The sequence below is a fragment of the Flavobacterium phragmitis genome, assembly GCF_900112575.1.
Taxonomy (GTDB): Bacteria; Bacteroidota; Bacteroidia; order Flavobacteriales; family Flavobacteriaceae; genus Flavobacterium; species Flavobacterium phragmitis.
Genome location: NZ_FOMH01000002.1, coordinates 228268 through 248254, shown reverse-complemented (window position 1 = coordinate 248254; position 19987 = coordinate 228268). Strand labels below are relative to the sequence as shown.

At 35.4% G+C, this 19987-nt stretch carries 24 protein-coding genes; 16 read left to right on the top strand and 8 right to left on the bottom strand.

Annotation, left to right across the window (positions count from 1 at the left end):
- Positions 1–10 precede the first annotated feature (10 nt).
- Both BM289_RS03930 and BM289_RS03925 read right to left on the bottom strand, forming a co-directional pair.
- Entirely contained in the window at positions 11–772 is a 762-nt protein-coding gene (locus tag BM289_RS03930; RefSeq protein ID WP_091491036.1) for a hypothetical protein, read from the bottom strand.
- Between the two features lie 67 nt (positions 773–839).
- Positions 840–2327 carry a TlpA family protein disulfide reductase gene (locus BM289_RS03925; RefSeq protein ID WP_091491035.1) on the bottom strand — a complete coding sequence of 496 codons (1488 nt, stop codon included), beginning with the start codon at positions 2325–2327 and terminating at the stop codon, positions 840–842.
- A gap of 265 nt (positions 2328–2592) precedes the next feature.
- Between BM289_RS03925 and dnaK the strand changes: the two genes are divergently transcribed.
- The 5 genes from dnaK to BM289_RS03900 all read left to right on the top strand — a co-directional run bounded on the left by dnaK (position 2593) and on the right by BM289_RS03900 (position 7686).
- The gene (dnaK, locus tag BM289_RS03920) at positions 2593–4476 is read left to right on the top strand and encodes a molecular chaperone DnaK (protein WP_091491034.1); all 1884 of its coding nucleotides are present in this window, start codon (positions 2593–2595) and stop codon (positions 4474–4476) included.
- A 177-nt stretch (positions 4477–4653) separates the two neighbouring features.
- Positions 4654–5235, top strand: a complete 582-nt coding sequence (locus BM289_RS03915) for a helix-turn-helix domain-containing protein (RefSeq protein ID WP_244165320.1) — start codon at positions 4654–4656, stop codon at positions 5233–5235.
- Entirely contained in the window at positions 5232–6491 is a 1260-nt protein-coding gene (locus BM289_RS03910) for a site-specific integrase (protein ID WP_091491032.1), read from the top strand. The genes BM289_RS03915 and BM289_RS03910 overlap by 4 nt, the downstream gene beginning before the upstream one ends.
- Complete coding sequence (locus BM289_RS03905; protein WP_091491031.1) at positions 6488–7237, top strand: hypothetical protein; 750 nt, start codon at positions 6488–6490, stop codon at positions 7235–7237. Before BM289_RS03910 ends, BM289_RS03905 begins: the two co-directional genes overlap by 4 nt.
- Before the next feature lie 107 nt (positions 7238–7344).
- Positions 7345–7686 carry a helix-turn-helix domain-containing protein gene (locus BM289_RS03900; RefSeq protein WP_091491029.1) on the top strand — a complete coding sequence of 114 codons (342 nt, stop codon included), beginning with the start codon at positions 7345–7347 and terminating at the stop codon, positions 7684–7686.
- 352 nt (positions 7687–8038) lie between these two features.
- On the opposite strand, the gene BM289_RS03895 is transcribed toward BM289_RS03900, so the two are convergent.
- Complete coding sequence (locus BM289_RS03895) at positions 8039–8929, bottom strand: Fic family protein (RefSeq protein ID WP_091491027.1); 891 nt, start codon at positions 8927–8929, stop codon at positions 8039–8041.
- A gap of 363 nt (positions 8930–9292) precedes the next feature.
- Between BM289_RS03895 and BM289_RS03890 the strand changes: the two genes are divergently transcribed.
- From BM289_RS03890 to BM289_RS03855, 8 genes are all read left to right on the top strand, one after another.
- The gene (locus BM289_RS03890; RefSeq protein WP_091491025.1) at positions 9293–9970 is read left to right on the top strand and encodes a Crp/Fnr family transcriptional regulator; all 678 of its coding nucleotides are present in this window, start codon (positions 9293–9295) and stop codon (positions 9968–9970) included.
- A 91-nt stretch (positions 9971–10061) separates the two neighbouring features.
- Positions 10062–10658 carry a peroxiredoxin-like family protein gene (locus BM289_RS03885; RefSeq protein ID WP_091491024.1) on the top strand — a complete coding sequence of 199 codons (597 nt, stop codon included), beginning with the start codon at positions 10062–10064 and terminating at the stop codon, positions 10656–10658.
- 7 nt (positions 10659–10665) lie between these two features.
- On the top strand, positions 10666–11127 hold the full coding sequence (locus tag BM289_RS03880; protein ID WP_091491022.1) for a YHS domain-containing (seleno)protein: 462 nt from the start codon (positions 10666–10668) through the stop codon (positions 11125–11127).
- Positions 11128–11131: 4 nt separating this feature from the next.
- Positions 11132–11518: a DoxX family membrane protein gene (locus BM289_RS03875; RefSeq protein ID WP_091491020.1), complete on the top strand. Its 387-nt coding sequence runs from the start codon at positions 11132–11134 to the stop codon at positions 11516–11518.
- 2 nt (positions 11519–11520) lie between these two features.
- A complete protein-coding gene (locus BM289_RS03870) occupies positions 11521–12009 on the top strand; it encodes a hypothetical protein (protein WP_091491017.1) in 489 nt (162 codons plus the stop codon).
- Positions 11997–12707, top strand: a complete 711-nt coding sequence (locus BM289_RS03865; RefSeq protein ID WP_091491008.1) for an NRDE family protein — start codon at positions 11997–11999, stop codon at positions 12705–12707. Before BM289_RS03870 ends, BM289_RS03865 begins: the two co-directional genes overlap by 13 nt.
- An 11-nt stretch (positions 12708–12718) precedes the next feature.
- Positions 12719–13753: an ATP-grasp domain-containing protein gene (locus BM289_RS03860; RefSeq protein WP_091491006.1), complete on the top strand. Its 1035-nt coding sequence runs from the start codon at positions 12719–12721 to the stop codon at positions 13751–13753.
- Position 13754: 1 nt separating this feature from the next.
- A complete protein-coding gene (locus BM289_RS03855) occupies positions 13755–14420 on the top strand; it encodes a hypothetical protein (RefSeq protein WP_091491004.1) in 666 nt (221 codons plus the stop codon).
- An 18-nt stretch (positions 14421–14438) separates the two neighbouring features.
- On the opposite strand, the gene hemH is transcribed toward BM289_RS03855, so the two are convergent.
- The 5 genes from hemH to BM289_RS03830 all read right to left on the bottom strand — a co-directional run bounded on the left by hemH (position 14439) and on the right by BM289_RS03830 (position 17989).
- On the bottom strand, positions 14439–15452 hold the full coding sequence (gene hemH, locus BM289_RS03850; RefSeq protein ID WP_091491001.1) for a ferrochelatase: 1014 nt from the start codon (positions 15450–15452) through the stop codon (positions 14439–14441).
- Between the two features lie 77 nt (positions 15453–15529).
- A complete protein-coding gene (locus tag BM289_RS03845; protein ID WP_091490999.1) occupies positions 15530–16420 on the bottom strand; it encodes an AraC family transcriptional regulator in 891 nt (296 codons plus the stop codon).
- 48 nt (positions 16421–16468) lie between these two features.
- Positions 16469–17020, bottom strand: coding sequence for a YceI family protein (locus BM289_RS03840; protein ID WP_091490997.1), 552 nt, complete (start codon positions 17018–17020; stop codon positions 16469–16471).
- A gap of 46 nt (positions 17021–17066) precedes the next feature.
- Positions 17067–17606, bottom strand: coding sequence for a YceI family protein (locus BM289_RS03835; protein ID WP_091491543.1), 540 nt, complete (start codon positions 17604–17606; stop codon positions 17067–17069).
- Positions 17607–17620: 14 nt separating this feature from the next.
- On the bottom strand, positions 17621–17989 hold the full coding sequence (locus BM289_RS03830; RefSeq protein ID WP_091490994.1) for a hypothetical protein: 369 nt from the start codon (positions 17987–17989) through the stop codon (positions 17621–17623).
- 171 nt (positions 17990–18160) lie between these two features.
- On the opposite strand from BM289_RS03830, the gene BM289_RS03825 reads away from it, so the two are divergent.
- The 3 genes from BM289_RS03825 (at position 18161) to BM289_RS03815 (ending at position 19980) form a co-directional block, all read left to right on the top strand.
- The gene (locus BM289_RS03825) at positions 18161–18550 is read left to right on the top strand and encodes an OB-fold protein (RefSeq protein ID WP_091490992.1); all 390 of its coding nucleotides are present in this window, start codon (positions 18161–18163) and stop codon (positions 18548–18550) included.
- A gap of 27 nt (positions 18551–18577) precedes the next feature.
- Positions 18578–19417 (top strand): DUF5777 family beta-barrel protein, encoded by an 840-nt coding sequence (locus BM289_RS03820; protein ID WP_091490990.1) that lies wholly within the window; start codon positions 18578–18580, stop codon positions 19415–19417.
- A 128-nt stretch (positions 19418–19545) separates the two neighbouring features.
- Entirely contained in the window at positions 19546–19980 is a 435-nt protein-coding gene (locus tag BM289_RS03815) for a hypothetical protein (protein WP_091490988.1), read from the top strand.
- Positions 19981–19987: the final 7 nt, after the last annotated feature.

The following is a 19987-nucleotide window of genomic DNA, read 5'->3' as shown; positions in this document are numbered from 1 at the left end:
AGGAAGGTTTTTAAGATGGATTATTGTCTTCATTAAAAAACTCTATAATAGAAGTATTTTCAAATGAATGTATTTTCTTTTTTACTGGAGTTGTTGAAGAAGTTGTAGGTTCATCTTCTTTCATTGTGTTGGTTTCGGTTTCAGTTATTTCTCCTTTTTCAAAATCATAGGTAAGTCCAGAACGACCTCCGGCACCGCTATAGTAAGCCTCCATATAATTCAGAACAAGATCTTTTCCAACATATTTAAAAGTAGTTAATAGAGTACCGCTTGGTCCCATTCCGTATAGATTTATAAGCAGTTTGTCTTTTTCAATACTTATGTCTTCCGTATCATATAGCTTAAAATCATATTCATTATATGCTGCTGGCATAACTACATCAGAAACTTTATCCAAGCGATATGATTTGTCTGTATTTTGCAAAAGAATCAGCATAGGTCTTTTGGCAGTTTTGACGTCTTTGTGTTTTAAAACAACGGCAATGTCTTTTAAACCGTCATTATTTAAATCACCTTCAGCTTCATATTGAATTTCATAAATACCAAGTTTTGGAAGGAAATCAGTAGCTTTTTTTCCTGTTTCTGGATAGATAATATCAGCTTCCTCGGGATCGTTTTCTTCATATTCTTCGCCTGTTTCCTCAAATTCTTTATTGGCTGGAAGACTGTCGGTAACAGTAGTATTTTCTGAAGTGGTTTGGGTGTCTTTTTTACAAGATTGTATGATGAAAACAAGAAAAAGAGACAGTATGTATAGGATTGAGTTTTTCATTAATTTGGGCTTTTAGTATATTCTTCAAATATAAAATATTTCATGTAAGGTTTCTATGAGTAAAAGTCTATTTGTTTTCGGTCAGCTGTTTTTCTAAATTTTGAATTTCCGATCCGCCGCTTAGTTTTTTGTTTAAAACAGTTCCGTTTTCATCTACAAGAAAATGCCACGGAATGGCAAGTGATTGACTGCCAAAAATATTTCTTAAATCGTCGTCTAATTTTTTATTGGCTCTTATATGATATCCTTCTAAGTTGTAAAAATGTGCCATATCACGCCATTGTTTATCCTTGCCTTCTTTGTCTATCGAAATGTAAACCATTGTAATGTTTTTAGATTTCAGCAATTCATATAGCTTTGGGTTGTCTTTAAATTCTTCTTTGCAGGGACCACACCAGGTTGCCCAAACATCGATATAAAATGGTTTTCCATTTAATTTTTTTACCAGATCTTTTACGGAGTTTATTTCGGAAGTATTTTCTACAAATTTCACCTTCTCATTTAAAGGTTCTTCTTTTTTCTTGTGGAAAGAAATAATAGGAATAATTACGGGTTCAAGAAAATGAGTGTAAGAACTGGAAGGATATTCTTTTTTGAATTCTTCAAAAAGTTTTATTAGTTCCTGTTCATAGTTATTATTGATTGCTTCGTAATAAATATACGCTGCAAAATAATATTCTAATTGAGAACCGGATAAATGTTTTTTTGCATTCTCAATGTTATGAGTATGAATAAGTCCTTTTTTATTAAGTTCACTAAGAAAAGTAGTATTTATGTTATCCAGAATTAATTCATTATATCGTAAATAATTTTCTGTATAAAAATAAAACCAGGGAGATTTTAAAAGTTCAGGATTGGTTACCGGATTAGATTTGAAAATTGCAGACCAGAGTTCCGTATATTGAGTTTTATTTAAAGTATTCTTATTTTGAGATTCATTTAAATAATTGATAAAAGCGAAACTTCCCTGCGCTCCTTTATAGAAATAATCTCTGTCTGTTTCAACGAGACGGTAAAAATCTTTAGAAATAATCTTCTCTTTCAAAAGATCTTTAAAGCTTTGTAATTCATTTGTTCTGCTTGCTTCCAGTTTTTGTTTGATTACAGATGGAACACTGTCTTTGCTGTATTTTCTGGATTCGAGTTCAAAATGTCCTCCAACGATCATGCTTCTGTTTGGAATCTGATTGTATAATAGTTGCCCTTTTGCATTTTTTGATTCTACAATGAATTGATTTTTAGAATCTTCAGTGTTAATATGAACTTTATAAGTCATTCCAGGGTCAACAATTAAAGTTCCGAATGATTTGTATTTGTACGATAAATCAATAAAACAGGTTTGATTCACTTTGAGATTGATTTGAAAATTCCCTGAAGAATCCGGCTGAACAGAATCTGTAAAACCGAAATAATCAATTCCGCCGATTGGCAAAGTATATTCTATTGTTTCAGGAATCTTACCATTTATATTTCCTAAGATTTGAATACTATTTTTGGTCTGACCTATAAGAAAGGCAGGAAATAGAACGAATAAAACTGAAGAGAACCATTTCATTTTTTCATTTTTAAGGATTTTAAGTATCTCAAATATAATTTTTTTTGAGAGAAATTAAGAAGTATAATTGGGTTAATAAGTAAATAATGACATGTAAAACAGCGATATGCCAAGAATGTCAGGTTTGAAAAATGTCATGTTGGCAGATGAGATTTAGGCCTAGACAGTAAAACTGACAAATTATATTGCTTTTTTATATTGGCACAAAGATTGACTTATGCCACCTGAGTTATTAAAATAAAATCAAAAATTAAATATATAAAAAATGGGTAAAATAATCGGAATTGACTTAGGTACGACGAACTCTTGTGTTTCTGTAATGGAAGGTAACGAAGCAGTTGTTATCCCTAACGCAGAAGGAAAAAGAACTACACCATCTATCATCGCTTTTGTTGAAGGTGGAGAAATCAAAGTAGGTGATCCTGCAAAAAGACAAGCAGTAACGAATCCTACAAAAACGATTGCTTCTATTAAACGTTTTATGGGACACACTTTTGCAGAAACTGAAGGTGAAGCAAAAAGAGTTCCTTACAAAGTGGTAAAAGGTGACAACAATACTCCACGTGTGGATATTGACGGTCGTTTATACACTGCTCAAGAATTGTCTGCAATGACACTTCAAAAAATGAAAAAAACTGCTGAAGACTATTTAGGTCAAACAGTAACTGAGGCAGTTATTACAGTTCCTGCTTACTTTAACGATGCGCAACGTCAGGCTACAAAAGAAGCTGGTGAAATCGCTGGTCTTAAAGTTATGCGTATCATCAACGAGCCAACTGCTGCTGCACTTGCTTACGGATTGGATAAAAAAGGAAACGATCAAAAAATTGCTGTTTACGATTTAGGTGGAGGTACTTTTGATATCTCTGTTCTTGAATTAGGAGACGGTGTATTTGAAGTATTATCTACAAACGGTGATACTCATTTAGGTGGTGATGATTTTGACCAAGTTATTATTGACTGGTTAGCTGACGAATTCAAATCTGAAGAAGGAATTGATTTACGTTTAGATCCAATGTCATTACAACGTTTGAAAGAAGCTGCTGAGAAAGCTAAGATTGAATTATCATCTTCTGCTGAAACAGAAATCAACTTGCCATACGTAACGGCTACTGCTTCTGGACCAAAACACTTAGTGAAAAAATTATCTAGAGCTAAATTTGAGCAATTATCAGATGCATTAGTAAAACGTTCTATGGAGCCAGTTGCTAAAGCATTAAAAGATGCAGGTTTATCTACATCTGATATCGACGAAGTAATCCTTGTAGGAGGTTCTACTCGTATGCCAAGAATCGCTGACGAAGTGGAGAAATTCTTCGGTAAAAAAGCATCTAAAGGTGTTAACCCTGATGAGGTTGTGGCTATTGGAGCTGCTATTCAAGGTGGAGTTTTATCTGGAGATGTAAAAGATGTATTGTTACTTGACGTAACACCTCTTTCTTTAGGTATCGAAACTATGGGTGGTGTATTGACTAAATTAATCGAGTCTAACACAACTATCCCAACTAAAAAATCTCAAGTATTCTCTACTGCTGCTGATTCTCAACCATCTGTTGAAATCCACGTATTACAAGGAGAAAGAGCAATGGCTGCTGATAACAAAACTATCGGTCGTTTCCACTTAGATGGTATTCCACCAGCACCAAGAGGAGTTCCTCAAATCGAAGTAACTTTCGATATCGATGCTAATGGTATCATCAAAGTTTCTGCAACTGATAAAGGAACAGGAAAATCTCACGATATCCGTATCGAAGCTTCTTCTGGATTAACAGCTGAAGAAATCGAAAAAATGAAAAAAGATGCTGAAGCTAACGCTGATGCTGACAGAATTGCAAAAGAAAGAGCTGAGAAATTGAACGAAGCTGACAGTACTATCTTCCAAACTGAATCTCAATTGAAAGAGTTAGGAGATAAATTGACAGACGATCAAAAAACAGCTATCGAATATGCTTTAACTGAATTGAGAATGGCTCACCAATCTCAAGATCTTGACGCAATCCAAAAAGGATTAGACAATGTAAATGCAGCTTGGAAAACAGCTACAGAAGCAATGTACGCTCAAGGTGGTGAAGGTCAACAAGCAGCTCCACAACAAGAGCAGTCTTCTGGAGATAACGTGGAAGACGTTGAATTCGAAGAAGTCAAATAAGTGCTGATTAACATCAGTTAACAATAAGTGTTAAACCGCTGTAAACGTAAAGTTTACAGCGGTTTTTCTTTTTTATGCATTTTTGTTTCTGCTGTTTTTTAATCGTTTTTTATCATATATTTGTACCATATTTGTACCGGCACTTAAAAGGCGATAATGTGGCACTTATGTATACTTATGGCACTTAAATTGGAGATAAAGGCGATGAAAAGAATAAACAAACAATGTATCGTATGCGGGGAAGTGTTTCTGCCCAAGACCGTAACTTCTGTCTACTGCTCGCCAAAATGCAGTAAAAAAGCATACAAGCAGAAGATGAAGCAGCTTAAAAATGAAGCAGACATCAAAGCGATGATAGAGAAAATACCACAGGATAGGGCATTTCTTTCCGTCTCTGAGGCTGGCATGCTTTTTGGGATTGCCAAAAGAACCCTCTACAGGTTTGTGGGGCAGGGAAAAATTCCTTCGGTTAATTTGGGAACCCGCCTTGTAAGGATCGACCGCAGAGTCATGGAAGGGATGTTCGGCCCTGCCCGAAGCCTGCCGCAGGCTGAGAGCGCACCGAAGAAAAAATTATACAGCCTTGAAAAAGAAGACTGCTATTCGATTGGTGAAATTGCTCAGAGATTTCAGATATCTGAAGGTTCTGTCTACAGCCATATCAGGAAATATTCAATACCTACCAGGCAGATCGGAAAGCATGTATATGCTCCAAAAAGCGAAATTGATAACTTGTATAATGGAAATGATTTTATATGAAACAATTAGCAAAAACCAAGGTGACTGTGCGTCTTCGAAAAGCAGAAGACCGAGAGGAATGGTATGTCTACATAGAAAGCTATCCTGTTGAGGTTTCCGGAAAGAAAACGCCACAGAGAATCCGTGAATACTTAAACAGAACCGTAAAGACCGTGGAGTGGGACAAGCAGAGAACCGCCCGTACTGATGCGCAGGGCATAAAATCCTATAAGCCCAGACGCAGCGATAACGGAATAATAATCACCAGAAGCGAAACCGACCGTGAAATTATGCTCTATGCCGACGGAGTGCGTAAAATCAGGCAGAAAGAATACGATAATACAGATCTGTACAGTGATGCCGAGAACCTATTGGCTGAACAGAAAGAAAAAGCAAAAGAGGATTTTATCAGATACATTGCCTCTGTGGCAGCAAAAAGGCATGCCCGAAGCTCAAAATCCATTATGATCAATTGGGAGCGGACCAAAGAGTTTTTAAAAAGCTATTCCAAAGGCAGGCTGGTGTTTTCCCAGATTGACAGCAGAATGGCGGAAGATTTTAAGCTGTTTCTGCTGGCTGCGCCGCTCGGAGGAGGCAAAAAAGGGATACTTTCCCGCAACACTGCAGCAAGGTATTTTTCCATATTTAAAGCGGTTTTAAAACAGGCCTTTATCGACGGATATCTAACCGTTGATTTGTCTTCAAAAATAAAAGGCATACCTGAGCAGGAATCAAGACGCGAATATCTTACCATTAAAGAATTGAACGTGCTGGCTGAAACGCCCTGCGAAAAAGATGTCCTTAAAAGAGCCGCGCTTTTCTCAGCGCTTACCGGCCTGCGGCATTCCGACATCCAGAAGCTCCGCTGGAAAGAGATAAGCCTTGAAGACGACATGGCCAAACTGCATTTCACACAGAAAAAAACAAGGGGTGTCGAATATATGCCTATTTCCCAGCAGGCTTTGCAGCTCTGCGGAGAGCCAAGGCTTCCCGGGCAGCTTGTTTTTGAGGATCTGCCGGACCCGTCGTGGATTTCACGTCCTCTGAAAAAATGGGTTGAATCTGCCGGCATTAAAAAAAACATTACCTTCCACTGCTTCCGCCATACATTTGCAACACTGCAGCTGTCCAGCGGGACAGACATCTATACGGTCAGCAAAATGCTGGGGCATACCAACGTAAAAACGACTCAAATCTACGCCAAGGTAATAGATGAGAAGAAGAACAGAGCTTCTCAGGCAATACAATTGGAATCTTTAAAGAAAAGAGCGCAATGAAAATAAAGTACTTTGAATATATTGCAGTTTACCTGTCTGTTTTTTTAGTCTGTGTTTTTGTCGGTGCAATCGGAAGACTGGTGCTTTTGGAAAAAGGTGCGGATGAATATACGGCCGGCGTTTTCTTTTGGATCAGCACTGGATTTGGAGTTTTAATGTTTGCAATTCTAAGTTTATTTCTAAATGGTCTGGCTGAGAGATTGGTTAATCGTTTTTTGAAGGCAGAAAAAAATGAATCGCCTGAAAGCTGCATTGCAAGTAAGGACCATGTAAAAATAGAAGAGGAACGGCAGGATGCTTTAATCAAGTCAGAAATTCCTGAAAATAAGAATGCAGCCATTGATATTGAGAAGATAAGGAAAGAGCGGCAAAATGCAGCCAGAGATCAAAAACAGGCCAGAATTGATATCGCCATGCGATATGCGCATCAGGAGTTCGCGCCTTACATGTCGGATGATGATCTGGAGCAATTGGGCAGCAACGTAATTATATATGCTGAAGGCCTAAATTTTGAAAAGATTAAACCGGTAAAAGTAAAACAGCTGTCCAATCTGGATCTGTATCATTTTGGCTGGAATATCTGGAATTGCTTTAAAGCCACCAGACAGGACAGAGCCGCGGAATTTCTAAAACTGACTTTTGCTGAAGCTCTAAAAGATGTCGAGCAGAACAGCATTAAAACACATCTCAAAGATGATGAACAGAAAGGGCTTATAAAGATTATGGAAGATCTTGCAGATTTTTAAATACCAATAGGTTTAAAGCACTGTGTTTTTTAGGTGTTTCTGCTGTGAAGAAAGACACAGAAGAAACACTTTTTTCATTTGCACCATAACTGTTAAAAACGATAGCTATGGACATTAACGAAATCTCTTTTGAGAACCTGCCCAAAGCAGTAGCGCATTTAGTGAAAGAAATTGCCGAGATCAAACTTCTGATTCAGAATGTGCAGGTATATGAATCTAAAGAAAAAAGCATTCCTATCGGGGTTGAAGAAGCAAGCCGGCTGATAGGGAAAGCAAAGCCTACAATTTACGCTCTTGTAAAGCAGAGAGAAATTCCCTGCTATAAATATGGCAAAAAGCTGTATTTTTTTGAAGAAGAGCTTTTAGAATGGATTTCTAAAGGGAAAAGGAAAACCATGCAGGAAATCGAATCAGAAGCAATGAAATACAATGATAATCGAAATAAATAGAGAGATAAAAGCTGGCAAGAATACTTATATCACTTCATTGCATCATCAAAAAACATTTAATGCAAAGCGATAAGTTATTTTAGACTAAATACAGCTTTCTATTCAAATTTATTGATTTGATACGATTTCAACCGTTTCAAGGAGAGCAGGATTTGAACCTTAAGCCCGGAACCCCCTTATTTGCTGCGTTTGTCGTTTTTTAAAACCTAAGTTGCCATTAAACAAAATGGTTGATTTTTAAGTGTTAATACTTTGATTTTTAATGTGTTATTTTGTTTTTTGTTATTGTAATTCTTTTGCAGGTAATTTAATTGTTTTTCTTGTCAAATTGATTGTTTCGTCCTGTTTTTTTTTACCTGTATTGTATCTCGAAATAATTTAGTATTGATTTGTAATTATCCTGAGCAGTGAGACATGTGTCCATCAGGTATTCTTTTATATTATTCCATTCCTGAAGCCCCCTGTAATAAAACAGTTTTAGTTTTTCATCTATTATAAATGGGACTATATTGTTGGCCAGGCATTCCTTAAAAATGATTAATCTCCCTACACGGCCGTTTCCGTCTTGGAAAGGATGTATAATTTCAAATTTATAATGAAAATCGATAATGTCTTCGATACTTTTATTTTTTATCGCATGGTAATCCGACAATAGTTCTTTCATCTTTTGGGAAACTTCTTTCGGCGGACAGGTCTCATTGCCCCCCACTTCATTTGGCATTCTTTTGTATTCCCCTACATTAAACCAATCTTTTCCGCTATCAGAAGTTCCGGACTTTAATAAAAAATGGAGTTCTTTAATAATGGATTCATTAAGCTTGTTATTTGCTTTTTCAATAATAAAATCAATGCATCTAAAGTGGTTAGAAGTTTCAATAATGTCATCTACATTTACACTTTCTTTAGATGCCCCAATTGTATTGGTTTCAAAAATATATCTCGTTTGATCATGGGTTAGTCTGCTGCCTTCAATTTTATTCGAATTGTAGGTTAAATCTATTTGCGTGCGGTGGTAAATACCTCCTTTTAGCTTCATATTCTTTTGTTCTTTCAGAATTTCCAATAAAACATTTGCACTTCCTTTTTTATTTTCTTTTTGTGATATTACGGCATCTTCAGGAATATTCCATGTTTTACCGGTTAGGAAAGCCCCTTTTAATTTTCCTGTAGAACAATAATTACGAACCGTCCTTTCAGAGAGATTCAGTTTTTTTGCAAATTCGACTACTGAAAGATACTTCATGTTTTTATATATGATTCCGTTATCGGCAAATATACGTTAAAAATCTTGGGGAATAAATGTTTTTTTTTGCCGATATCGGAAATGTGTTGAACCAAACACTTTTTCAAAGTTAATTGCTCAAGGATATTATACAATGAAAAAACAGCTTCCTTCATTATAAATTTTATTTAAACCGCCTTAGCTTTTTGTGGCAAAATTGAAGGCAACTCCAGTCCTTTGTTTATTGCTAATTGAATTAAATAATAGTTTAGTATCTTAATTACGGCGAACCTTCCTTTACATTAAGTGATGCGTTATCAGAGCAGTTTTGCAGAATTTACATATTATAATTATTATATTTACTGAAATAACAGCTGTCAGTCTATGTACGAGGAATTAAAGTATTGGTATTTAAGGGATCATAAATTATTTAGAACACTTAGCTATTCGCAAATTAAGCAATTATGCATTATTACTGGTTTTAAAAAAGCAGCTAAAGGGGAGATTATTTATTTTTCCTCTTCAGATGTACCTCGTATTTTTTTACTCAAAAAAGGAAACATAAAAATTGTGGCTATTGATGATGATGGCAATGAAACAATAAAAGACATTATTCAAAAAGGAGATTTGTTTGGCGAATTGACTTTGGAAGCTGATAGTAAGGAAGAAGAATATGCAAAAGTACTTTCTGATGATGTTGTAATCTGCAGTTTTTTAATGTCTGATTTTGAAGATTTATTGCTGCGAAATCCTACTCTCGCAATTTCATATACCAAATTTGTTGGTTTAAAAATGAAACGGGTCAAGAACAGCTATGCCAATTTAATTTCTAAAGACGCCAAAACCAGAATGTATCAGTTCCTTAAAGACTGGGCAGAAAAAGAAGGTGTTAGAAATGGAAATACGGTAGCAATCGAAAATTATTTAACCCAAAATGATATTGCCCAGATTATCTGCACTTCGAGGCAAACCGCTGTACAATTACTGAATGAAATGGAAATTAACCAGCTGTTGAGTTACAACAGAAAGGAAATTATCATTCCTGATATTACCAAACTATAATTATTTTAGGCAAAGTGTAAATTAGACGACATTTTGCTTTTTCGCAGTGCTATAATTTTACATCATCAAAAAGATGTAAAACAAATACACTATGAAAAAAATACTTTTAATTTTTCTGACAGCCCTGACTTCGGCTGCTTATGCACAAAAACCGACTCCTAAATCGGCAGCGGATATTGCACCTTTATTGATTGGTGAAAAAATTCCAAATGCAAGTTTGAAAACACCTGAAAATGTAGATGTTAGTATTTTAGACCTGCTTAAAAAGAAAAAAACGGTTCTTGTTTTTTACCGCGGCGGCTGGTGTCCGTATTGCAATATCCATTTGCAGTCATTGGCCGGAGCCGAAGAACAAATTATCGATTTAGGTTACCAGATTATTGCTGTAAGTCCGGATTCTCCTGAAAATCTAAAAGCAACAGCAGAAAAAGACAAAGTAAAATACAGTTTGCTTTCAGATTCAAAAGGAACATTCATAAAAGCAGTAGGAATTGATTATCAGGCTCCCGAAAACTACAAAGAGGTAATTAACGTACATTCTAATGGAATCAATAACAGTTTACTGCCGGTTCCATCAGTTTTTGTAATAAGCACAGATGCTGATATACTTTTTGAATACATCGCACCTGATTTTAGACAGCGTATCTCAACAGAATTATTGGTATCAGTATTAAAAAACTTAAAATAGAGTAAAGATGAAAAAGCTGGCATTATTGTTATTGATTTTAATTTCAGGCAGTTCATTTGCTCAAAACGATGCAAAAAGAATCAGCCAGTATAATTTAGAAAACAAGATAGGTATCCAGGGTTATGATCCTGTTGGATATTTTAATCAGGGAAAAGCAGTTAAAGGGAAAAAAGAAGTTTTGGTTTCGTATCAGGGCGTGACTTATAATTTTTCTTCTGCTGAAAATAAAAATGCATTCTTAAAAAATCCATCAAAATACGAACCTCAATATGGCGGCTGGTGTGCTTATGCCATGGGGAGCACCGGAGAAAAAGTCGAAATAAATCCGGAAACTTTTAAAATTGTTGATGGCAGACTGTATTTGTTCTACAATGCCTATTTTAATAATACATTGAAAAGCTGGAACAAAGATCAGGATAATTTAAAAGGGAAAGCAGATACGAATTGGAAAAAAATATATAAAAACTAGGGTCATGAAAACACAAGTATTAACATGGGTTTTGAGGCTGACGGCATCTGTAATTTTACTGCAGACTTTGTATTTTAAATTTACAGGAGCACCAGAAAGTGTGTATATTTTTTCGACTTTAGGGATTGAGCCCTACGGGCGATTAGGATCTGGAATTGCCGAACTGATTTTTGCGATTTTAATTTTGATTCCTAAAACAACGTGGCTAGGCGCTTTAGGCGGAATTGGTGTTATGACGGGCGCTGTCTTTTCGCATTTTTTTGTTTTAGGAATTGAAGTTAAAAACGATGGCGGGCTTTTGTTTACTCTCGCTCTGATTACGTTTCTATGCTGTTTAGGATTGCTTTATTTAAATAAGAACAAAATAATTAACCTTCTAAAAACAAAATAATCATGCTGATAAAATCAATAAACCAAAGTTTAGATGAGTTAACAGATTTATTAAACCAGTTATCTGATCCATTATATTCAAAGCCTTGTGCGGCTTTGAGCAGCTCAAGTATTGGAGAACACATGCGCCATATTATTGAAATGTTTCAATGTCTTGAAAACAGTTATGAATCTGAAGTTTTAAATTATGACAGCAGAGAACGCAGCAAACGTATTGAAACCGAAACTCAATTTGCAATTGAATGTATTCTGAAAATAAAAAAAGGTCTAAAGTCACACAATAAAATTCTTTTTTTAGAACAAATGATTGACGGACTTACTTTCAGGATTCAGAGTAATTATTATAGAGAACTGCTTTATAATTTAGAACACTGCATCCATCATCAGGCTTTAATAAAAGTAGCTGTTTTGCAATTTGAAAATGTCTCATTAAATGAAAATTTTGGTGTAGCAAGTTCCACAATCGAATATAGAAAACAATGTGTACAGTAAGTTTTGTAAATAATAATGGGGCTGCCATTATTACCTCAAACAGGGATGAAAAAGTAATTCGGCCGGGCGCAATTGTGCCGCGAAATTACAGTCGCAACGGAAAAAAAATTATGTATCCTAAAGATTCAAAAGCGGGAGGAACCTGGTTTGCCGTTGATGAAAACGGAACGGTCGCGGTTTTATTAAATGGAGGAATTATAAAACATACGCCAATTCTTCCGTATCGAAAAAGCCGCGGATTAATTGTACTGGATATTATCGAAAATGATTCTCCAAAAGATTTTTGGAAACAGATTAATCTCGAAAACATAGAACCTTTTACGCTGGTTTTGTATCAGCAGAAAAGTTTATACGAACTGATCTGGGATGGTTCCGCCAAAAGAACAGCAAAGCTGGATGAAACGCAGAGTTACATTTGGTCCTCGGTTACTTTGTATCCCGAAGAGGTTAGAAAAAAACGATCTGATTGGTTTTTTGAATTCATCAAAGACAAAAATGAAATCTCGGCTCCGGATATGCTTCATTTTCATAAAAACACTCATACTGATGATGTGCAAAACGGTTTAATCATCAACAGAGAAAATATAATGAAAACCTTAAGTGTAACTCAGGTAGTAACAGAGCAAAATAAAGGTGCCATGAAATATTATGATTTAGTTAAAAACAAAGATTTTTCGGCCTCTTTTATTCAAATTTAAAATCGAAAACAATGAAGTTATTTTTTCATAAAGTTACCAATTGGGAATACTGGCCGTTTCAGGTTTTATATTTTCCCATTTATTTTCTTTGGGCCTATTACGCTATAAAGGCCAGATCTGTTTTTTTCTTTAATGCTTCCAATCCCAAAATTAAAAATGGCGGGTTTATGATGGAAAGCAAAAAACAGATTTACGATCTGCTGCCCAAAAAACATTATCCGAAAACTATTTTGATTCACGAGAATTCTGATTTTAAAGAGATCCTAAATCTATTGGAGGAAAATGAAATTGATTTTCCGTTAATCGCAAAACCCGACATTGGACTGAGGGGTTCTGGGGTAAAAAAAATCAAATCTGTTTCTGAGCTGGCTGATTATGCAGGTAAAGCAAACTTTGATTTTTTACTGCAGGATCTCATTTCGTTTGAAAAAGAAGTAGGGATTTTTTATGTACGCCTTCCGTTTCAGAAAAACGGAAAAATCACTGGAATCGTTTCTAAAGAATTTTTGATTGTGAAGGGAGACGGTAAATCTACCATTGAAGATTTGATTAAACAGAATCCAAGATTTGAACTCCAAATGGATGCTTTAAAAAAAGAATATGGAAAACAGCTGCAGCAGATTTTACCTCAGGATGAAACATTGAATTTAGTTCCTTTCGGCAATCATGCGCGCGGAGCAAAATTTCTTGACGGCAGTGAGTGGATAACGCCGGAATTAACCGAGACAATTAACAGGATTGCTGTTCAGATTCCGGAATTCTATTTCGGACGTTTTGATATCATGTATCATACTTTCGAAGAATTAGAACAGGGAAAAAATTTTCAAATAGTCGAACTAAACGGTGCGGCAAGCGAACCTACTCATATTTATGATCCCAAACATTCCCTATGGTTCGCATGGAATGAACTGGCCAGACATATAACCTATATGTATGAAATAAGTACGCAAAACCATAGAAGAGGAGTACCCTATCTGGATTATAAAACAGGCATCAAAGAATATAAGCTGCATGTAAGACACAACAGTAAAATTATAAATTTTTAAGATGAAACAGTTCATGAATTTTACCTCTGGATTTGTGGTAGGCTTTTTAGGATCGGTCCTGCCCGGGTATTTAAGTTTTGCCGGATTGGAAATTTATTCAGATTCAGGGCTGTATCATTTAATGCTTTTTTTATTGGGGATAATTTTTGTGGAATCTTTTGTTGTTTATTTTACCCTTTATTTTGCTGATGGCCTGGTAAGGATCAGGAAACTTTTAGTAATAATAGATATATTTTCAATAGTATTAATGTTTGCAATAGCCTATGTCTTTTATAAGGGGAGTGGCCATCAGACATCATCTTATGAATTTCTTATGCGATCCAGAAGCTATTCCCCTTTTGTAATGGGACTAGTTTTAAATGCTTTTAATTTTTTGCAGCTGCCTTTCTGGACAGCTTGGAATTTGTATCTGCTAAAAAAGGGGTATATTGATCCTAAAAAAAAATTGAAGCACTATTATTTAGCCGGAACTATGATTGGAGTTTTTCTGGCAATGTTGATCTTCATCGTCGTTGTGCATGCCGTTTTTCAGAACATAAATCCGTTTTATAAGTCTGCATTTTCTAATATGATCTCTTTATTTTTTATAGGTTTAGGAATTAACAATTTATATAAAGCATATCAGAAATATTTCAAATCTCATCCGATTAATTTAATGGATCGATAGAGAAGTGCCCGATCAGGATTATTCTGACCAGTCCCTAATCCATTTACCCACTGTCCGGCACCATTGGTCGTCGTCATTCAAACATGGAATTGCCAAAAACTCTTCTCCTCCTTTTGCTTCAAAATCTTCTTTGGCGCGCATGGCGATCTCCTCTAAAGTTTCTAAACAATCCGAAACGAAAGCCGGTGTTACAACCGCCAATTTCTTGATTCCTTTTGCCGGCATGTTATCAATTTCAACATCTGTATAAGGTTCCAGCCATTTATCGCCGGCTAAGCGGGATTGAAATGTCAGACTGTATTTGTCTTCTGAAAGACCTAATAATTTTACGACTTGTCTTGTTGTTTCGTAACATTGGTGACGGTAGCAGAATTCGTGCGCCGGCGATGGTGTGCTGCAGCAGGATCCGTCAATTTTACAATGCGATTTGGTCACATCGGTTTTGCGAATATGACGTTCTGGAATTCCGTGGTAAGAAAACAATAAATGATCGTAATCAAAACCATTTAAATGTTTCTGAATGGAATCGGCTAAGTTTTTGATGTAATCCGGTTTATTGTAAAATGCCGGAACATCTATAAATTTCATGTGAGGGAATTTCTTCTTGCGAATTTCTTCGGCCTTTACTAAAATAGTTAAAGTTGAAGCCATTGCATATTGCGGATACAAAGGAAAAAGCATTACGTCTGTAACTCCTTTATCACTTAATTCCTGAAGTCCTTTTTCTATTGTCATGCTTCCGTAACGCATCGCTAAAGAAACTGGAACATTTACAAGAGGCTGAACCTTTTTCTGCATTCTTTCAGACAATACTACCAAAGGAGAACCTTCATCCCACCAAATTTTTGCGTAAGCGTGCGCTGATTCTTCTGGTCTTTTTCTTAAAATAATACCGCGAACCAATAATGCTCTCAATAAATAGGGAACGTCGATCACGTATTTATCCATTAAAAATTCATCTAAATAAGGTTTTACATCTTTTGGAGTTGGACTTTCTGGAGACCCAAGATTTACTAATAATACGCCTTTCATTATCGTTTTTGTTTTAATTTTCCTCAAACTCAGTACTTGTTGCTTCTTAAAATTAATCAATATATTTTATTTATGCCCTAATCTATAAAAGCGATACTGTTCTTATGATTGGTATTAATGGACATCAGATATCTTTTTGGGGTTGTGGAAAATTTTTTCTTGAATCCAGCAATAAAGTGGCTTCCGGTGCTGTATCCTATTTTCAGCCCGACTTCATTTACATTGTAAGAACCGCTGTCCAATAGTTTTAAGGCGAAATCCATTTTGTAGTCAAACAGAAAACCGTATACCGTATCACCATAAATTTGTTTGAAGCCTATTTTTAATTTTTTCATATTCAGTCCAATTTCATCTGCCAGCTGCTGCAATCCTGGCGGTTCGGCCATATTAGCGATAAGTATTTCTCTGGCTTTTTTGATTTTCAGCACGTTATCTTCATCAATCAAAAATGGACATTGCAGTGCGTTTGGATCTTCCATTTTATTGAAATACAAACTCAATAATTCATATCCTTTTCCTTTATAATAAAGGTTCTTTAGGGAAGGATGAAGGCTGTAATGAAACAGCTGGCTCAAAACAACAGCCATAGAAGGACAAATGGTCCCTTCGGCATAATACTTTTTTTTCTTCTTATCGGGGCTTAAAATAGAAATATAATCTGCCTGAACGGAAAATAACGAGTGAAATTTATTAATCGAAACAATAACAGAAATCACCCATGAATTTGGAGAAAGTTCTAACTTAAGCAATGACTGATGCTGCAGATTGCACAAAATCAGGGATTTTTCCTCTTTCAATTCTAAAGCACAATGATCATGATTGGACAAAAACAATGCATTGCCTTTTAGTCCGAAATGAAACTGTAACAGGCCAGCACTAATTTCGTGCTGTGCAAAAAAAGATTCTGAACTGTCGTTCTGGAAACGAATAAGGGTAAGACCGTCCTCAATTTTTATTTCTTCCTGCATTTTTTTTATATAAAAAATTATTGACTTTTCAAGATAGTTTTTAGGCGGTTATTGCCTATTGGACCCTAAGACTGCGGCAACCTGGATATTTATTTTATTGGAAAGCTTGCTTTTAACCAAATTTGGGATTTCAATATTAAAATCACTGGCATTTACGCTGAAATTACATGAAATGCTGACCCCTGATGGTGATCTGCTTATCCTTGCAGCAGTATTTATATCCCTGGATTTACCGTGGAGTTGTAATTTGCCTTTAATGATAAAATCCTTAGCATCTGCGCTTAGGCTTTGAAGATCAAAACCTTCTATTTTTCCTTTAAATACTGCTTTTGGATATTGGTCACTTTCGATGTAATTTTCATTAAAGTGTTCTTCCATTAAAGCAACCTTAAACTGGAAACCTTTCATCAGGGCCAAACTTGCAATCTCTCCTGTTGCTGGATTCAAAACAAAAGTAACATTCTTGTTTACTGCTTTAACTTCTTCAAAAGAAGGAACGGAAGCTTCAAAAATGACTTTTGCTGATTTACTGACCATTTTTTCTTGTGATACGCCAATGGCGCAAACACACAGCATTGCAATAAGTATTGTTTTTTTCATTATTTCGCCTTTATTTTTTTATAAAATCATCCTGTTTTGCGCAGTCTTATTTTAAAACTGCAATAATTTGAATTTTGACTTTATTATCCAGTTTATATTTAATAAGCGCTGGAATTGGAATGTTGAAATCACTTGCATTTACTTCAAAATCAGATATAAGGGTGACTCTGGAACCCGATCTTGTAATTTTTGCATCGGCACTTATATCCCTGGATTTTCCATGCACTTCTAATTTTCCTTTTATGATATAATCTTTATAATCTTCAGTTAGATTTTTAATGTCGAATCCTTCTATTTGCCCTCTAAAAATAGCTTTTGGATATTTATCGGTTTCCATGTAATTTTCATTAAAATGTTCTTCCATCAATGCAATTTCAAACTGGAATCCTTTCATTAAAGCCAGACTTGCTACTTCTCCAGTTGCGGGATTCAAAACAAAAGTTACATTGCTGTTAGTTCCTGCAACCGGCTGAAAAGAAGGTACTGAAGCTTCCAGAGTTATTGTTGCAGATTTAGTTACTATTTTTTCCTGTGAAAAGACAATAAAAGAAGCCAATAGCATTGGCATTATTATGATTTTCTTCATGTTGCTGTTATAGATTATTTTTCTAATAATCCATCCTGATTCCATTTTTTTATAATGTCGATAGTAGCTTGAGGCAATCTTGGTCCACCTTGCGGCATTAAGGAACTATCTCCATTTTCTAAAGAAATTCGTGTCAGCAGTCCACGGTTTAAAACTGCATTTTTTACCTGTTCATAAGTAACTAAAGACATTGGCGCGCCATTTTTAGGAACTGCCGCATGGCATACAACACAGTTATTATCAATAATAGATTTTACATTTTGGTTGTATGTTGCCAAACCATTCATTGGTGTAGAGTCAATTAAAGTACTTGGATCGTCATTGGCACAACTTACAAAAATTGATGCTAATGATGAAATGGCGAAAAGGGTTTTTAAATTCATAAGATTGGTTTTTAGTTATAAATAAATGCATGATTTTTTTAAGGATCATCAGGCATTTCAAAATCATATACGTTGAAAAGAATAATACAGATTTGGCAAGAGGCATATTTAATGTTTTAAATCCAATAGGTATTTTTTAACGTAGATAATTTGAAATACTAAAAACCAGTTATGAGAAAAAAAATACTAATTGCAATTTTCCTTTTTATAATAATCGGAATTTCAGCGTACCTCTACATCTACAAAGGGCATAGAAATATAGAATCAGAAACTGCCGATTATGCTGTAACGGTCAGCGGACTGGAGAGAGAGTATACTTCAAACGACTCTCTGGCTTACATCAAATATCAGGACAAAACAATTGAACTATCTGCAAGGGTAACTAGTATCGATAAAGCCGGCAATGGTATTGTTATGGGCGAAAAAGTATTTGTGACATTCAAAGACCGTTTGCCGCAAAATATTATATCCGGGAAAAACCTAAAAATTAAAGGGCGTTTTTTAGGATATGACGAACTGCTCCAGGAATTTAAAATAGACCAATCTTCAGTTGTACACTAATGCAAATAACAATTTAAAACTAACCACATGAAAAACTTTATTCTACTACTTTTTTTATTTCCGCTGTTAACCTTCTCTCAAACCGATTTGCTTAATGGGGTAGAAACTCCTTCTGTAAAAGAAAAAGTGACTTCTGCATTCAAAGCCTTAAAAATTGTTAATCTCGAATCTACAAAATTGGCAGCAAAAGGCGATTTGTATTTTGTTGTTGCACATCGTTTCGGCTCAATTAAAGACGGCTTTGAAGGGTTTTACGGACTCGATAATGCCAATACGCAGATTAAATTTATTTACGGTCTAACAAATGGACTCAACCTAAGTGCCGCCAGGAGTGAATTTGCTTATGATTTTGCGACAAAGTATATGCTGTTTCCTCAAATAAAAGACGGTTTTCCTGTTACTATCGCGGGCTTTAATAGTTTGTCTATTAATAACACATTAAAAGAAAGCCTGTATCCGAAACTTCAATTTAAAGACAGGCTGACTTATGTAGCGCAGCTGCTGATTTCCAGAAAATTTTCTGAAAAGCTGTCTTTAGAAATTGTGCCGTCATTCTTTCATCAAAATTTTGTTGAAGACGTAGACCAAAGCAATTCCCAATATGCCATAGGATTTGGAGGGAGGTATAAATTCGCAAAGCGCTGGTCTTTAAATATGGATTATGCGGCGCATTTAAACAGGGCGCCAAATTCTCTTTATAAAAATCCGCTGTCTATTGGTTTTGATCTGGAAACCGGCGGTCATGTTTTCCAGATGCATTTTACCAGTTCACAGGCAATTGATGAGGCTGGGTATCTGGGAAGAACCACTGGCGACTGGACAAAAGGAGATATATTTTTTGGATTTAATCTTGCCAGGGTTTTCTAGTATCTGCTTTATAATTAAATTATTAGGTAATTTCTGTATTTAAAATGATTCTAAATTGATCGATTTATTGCTATTTCTAAAACCGCATTGATCAAGTACACGTAGATAATTTTAAAACCATAAAAATTATGAAAACTAATAAAATAATCAAAAAAGGACTTTTAATTCTGAGCGGCATATTTGTACTGTTTGCCGCGATTTTGCTTTTTCACATTATAACGGCCAAACCGCCCGTTTATGACACCCCGAATCTTCAGGTAAGCAGAATCGATTTTAAATCAGACATCGATTCTCTGCAGGCCAGAAAAATCTGTGCCGACCTGAGAACCATAAAAGGCCTGACATCAGATTCTATCATCGTTAAAAGAAATGTTGTGGTGTACTTTCACAATAATAAAATTACAAACTCTGAGAAAGTTTTCAACGAGCTGATGGCTAAAGGACGTTACGATGCGAAGCGTTATATACTGCCGGCAAATTTAGCAGACAAAGAAGTCTGCCCAATGAATCAAAATAGTTTGAGCTATAGACTGTCTCAAAAGATAAATCGTTTTTTTAATTAACCCTTTA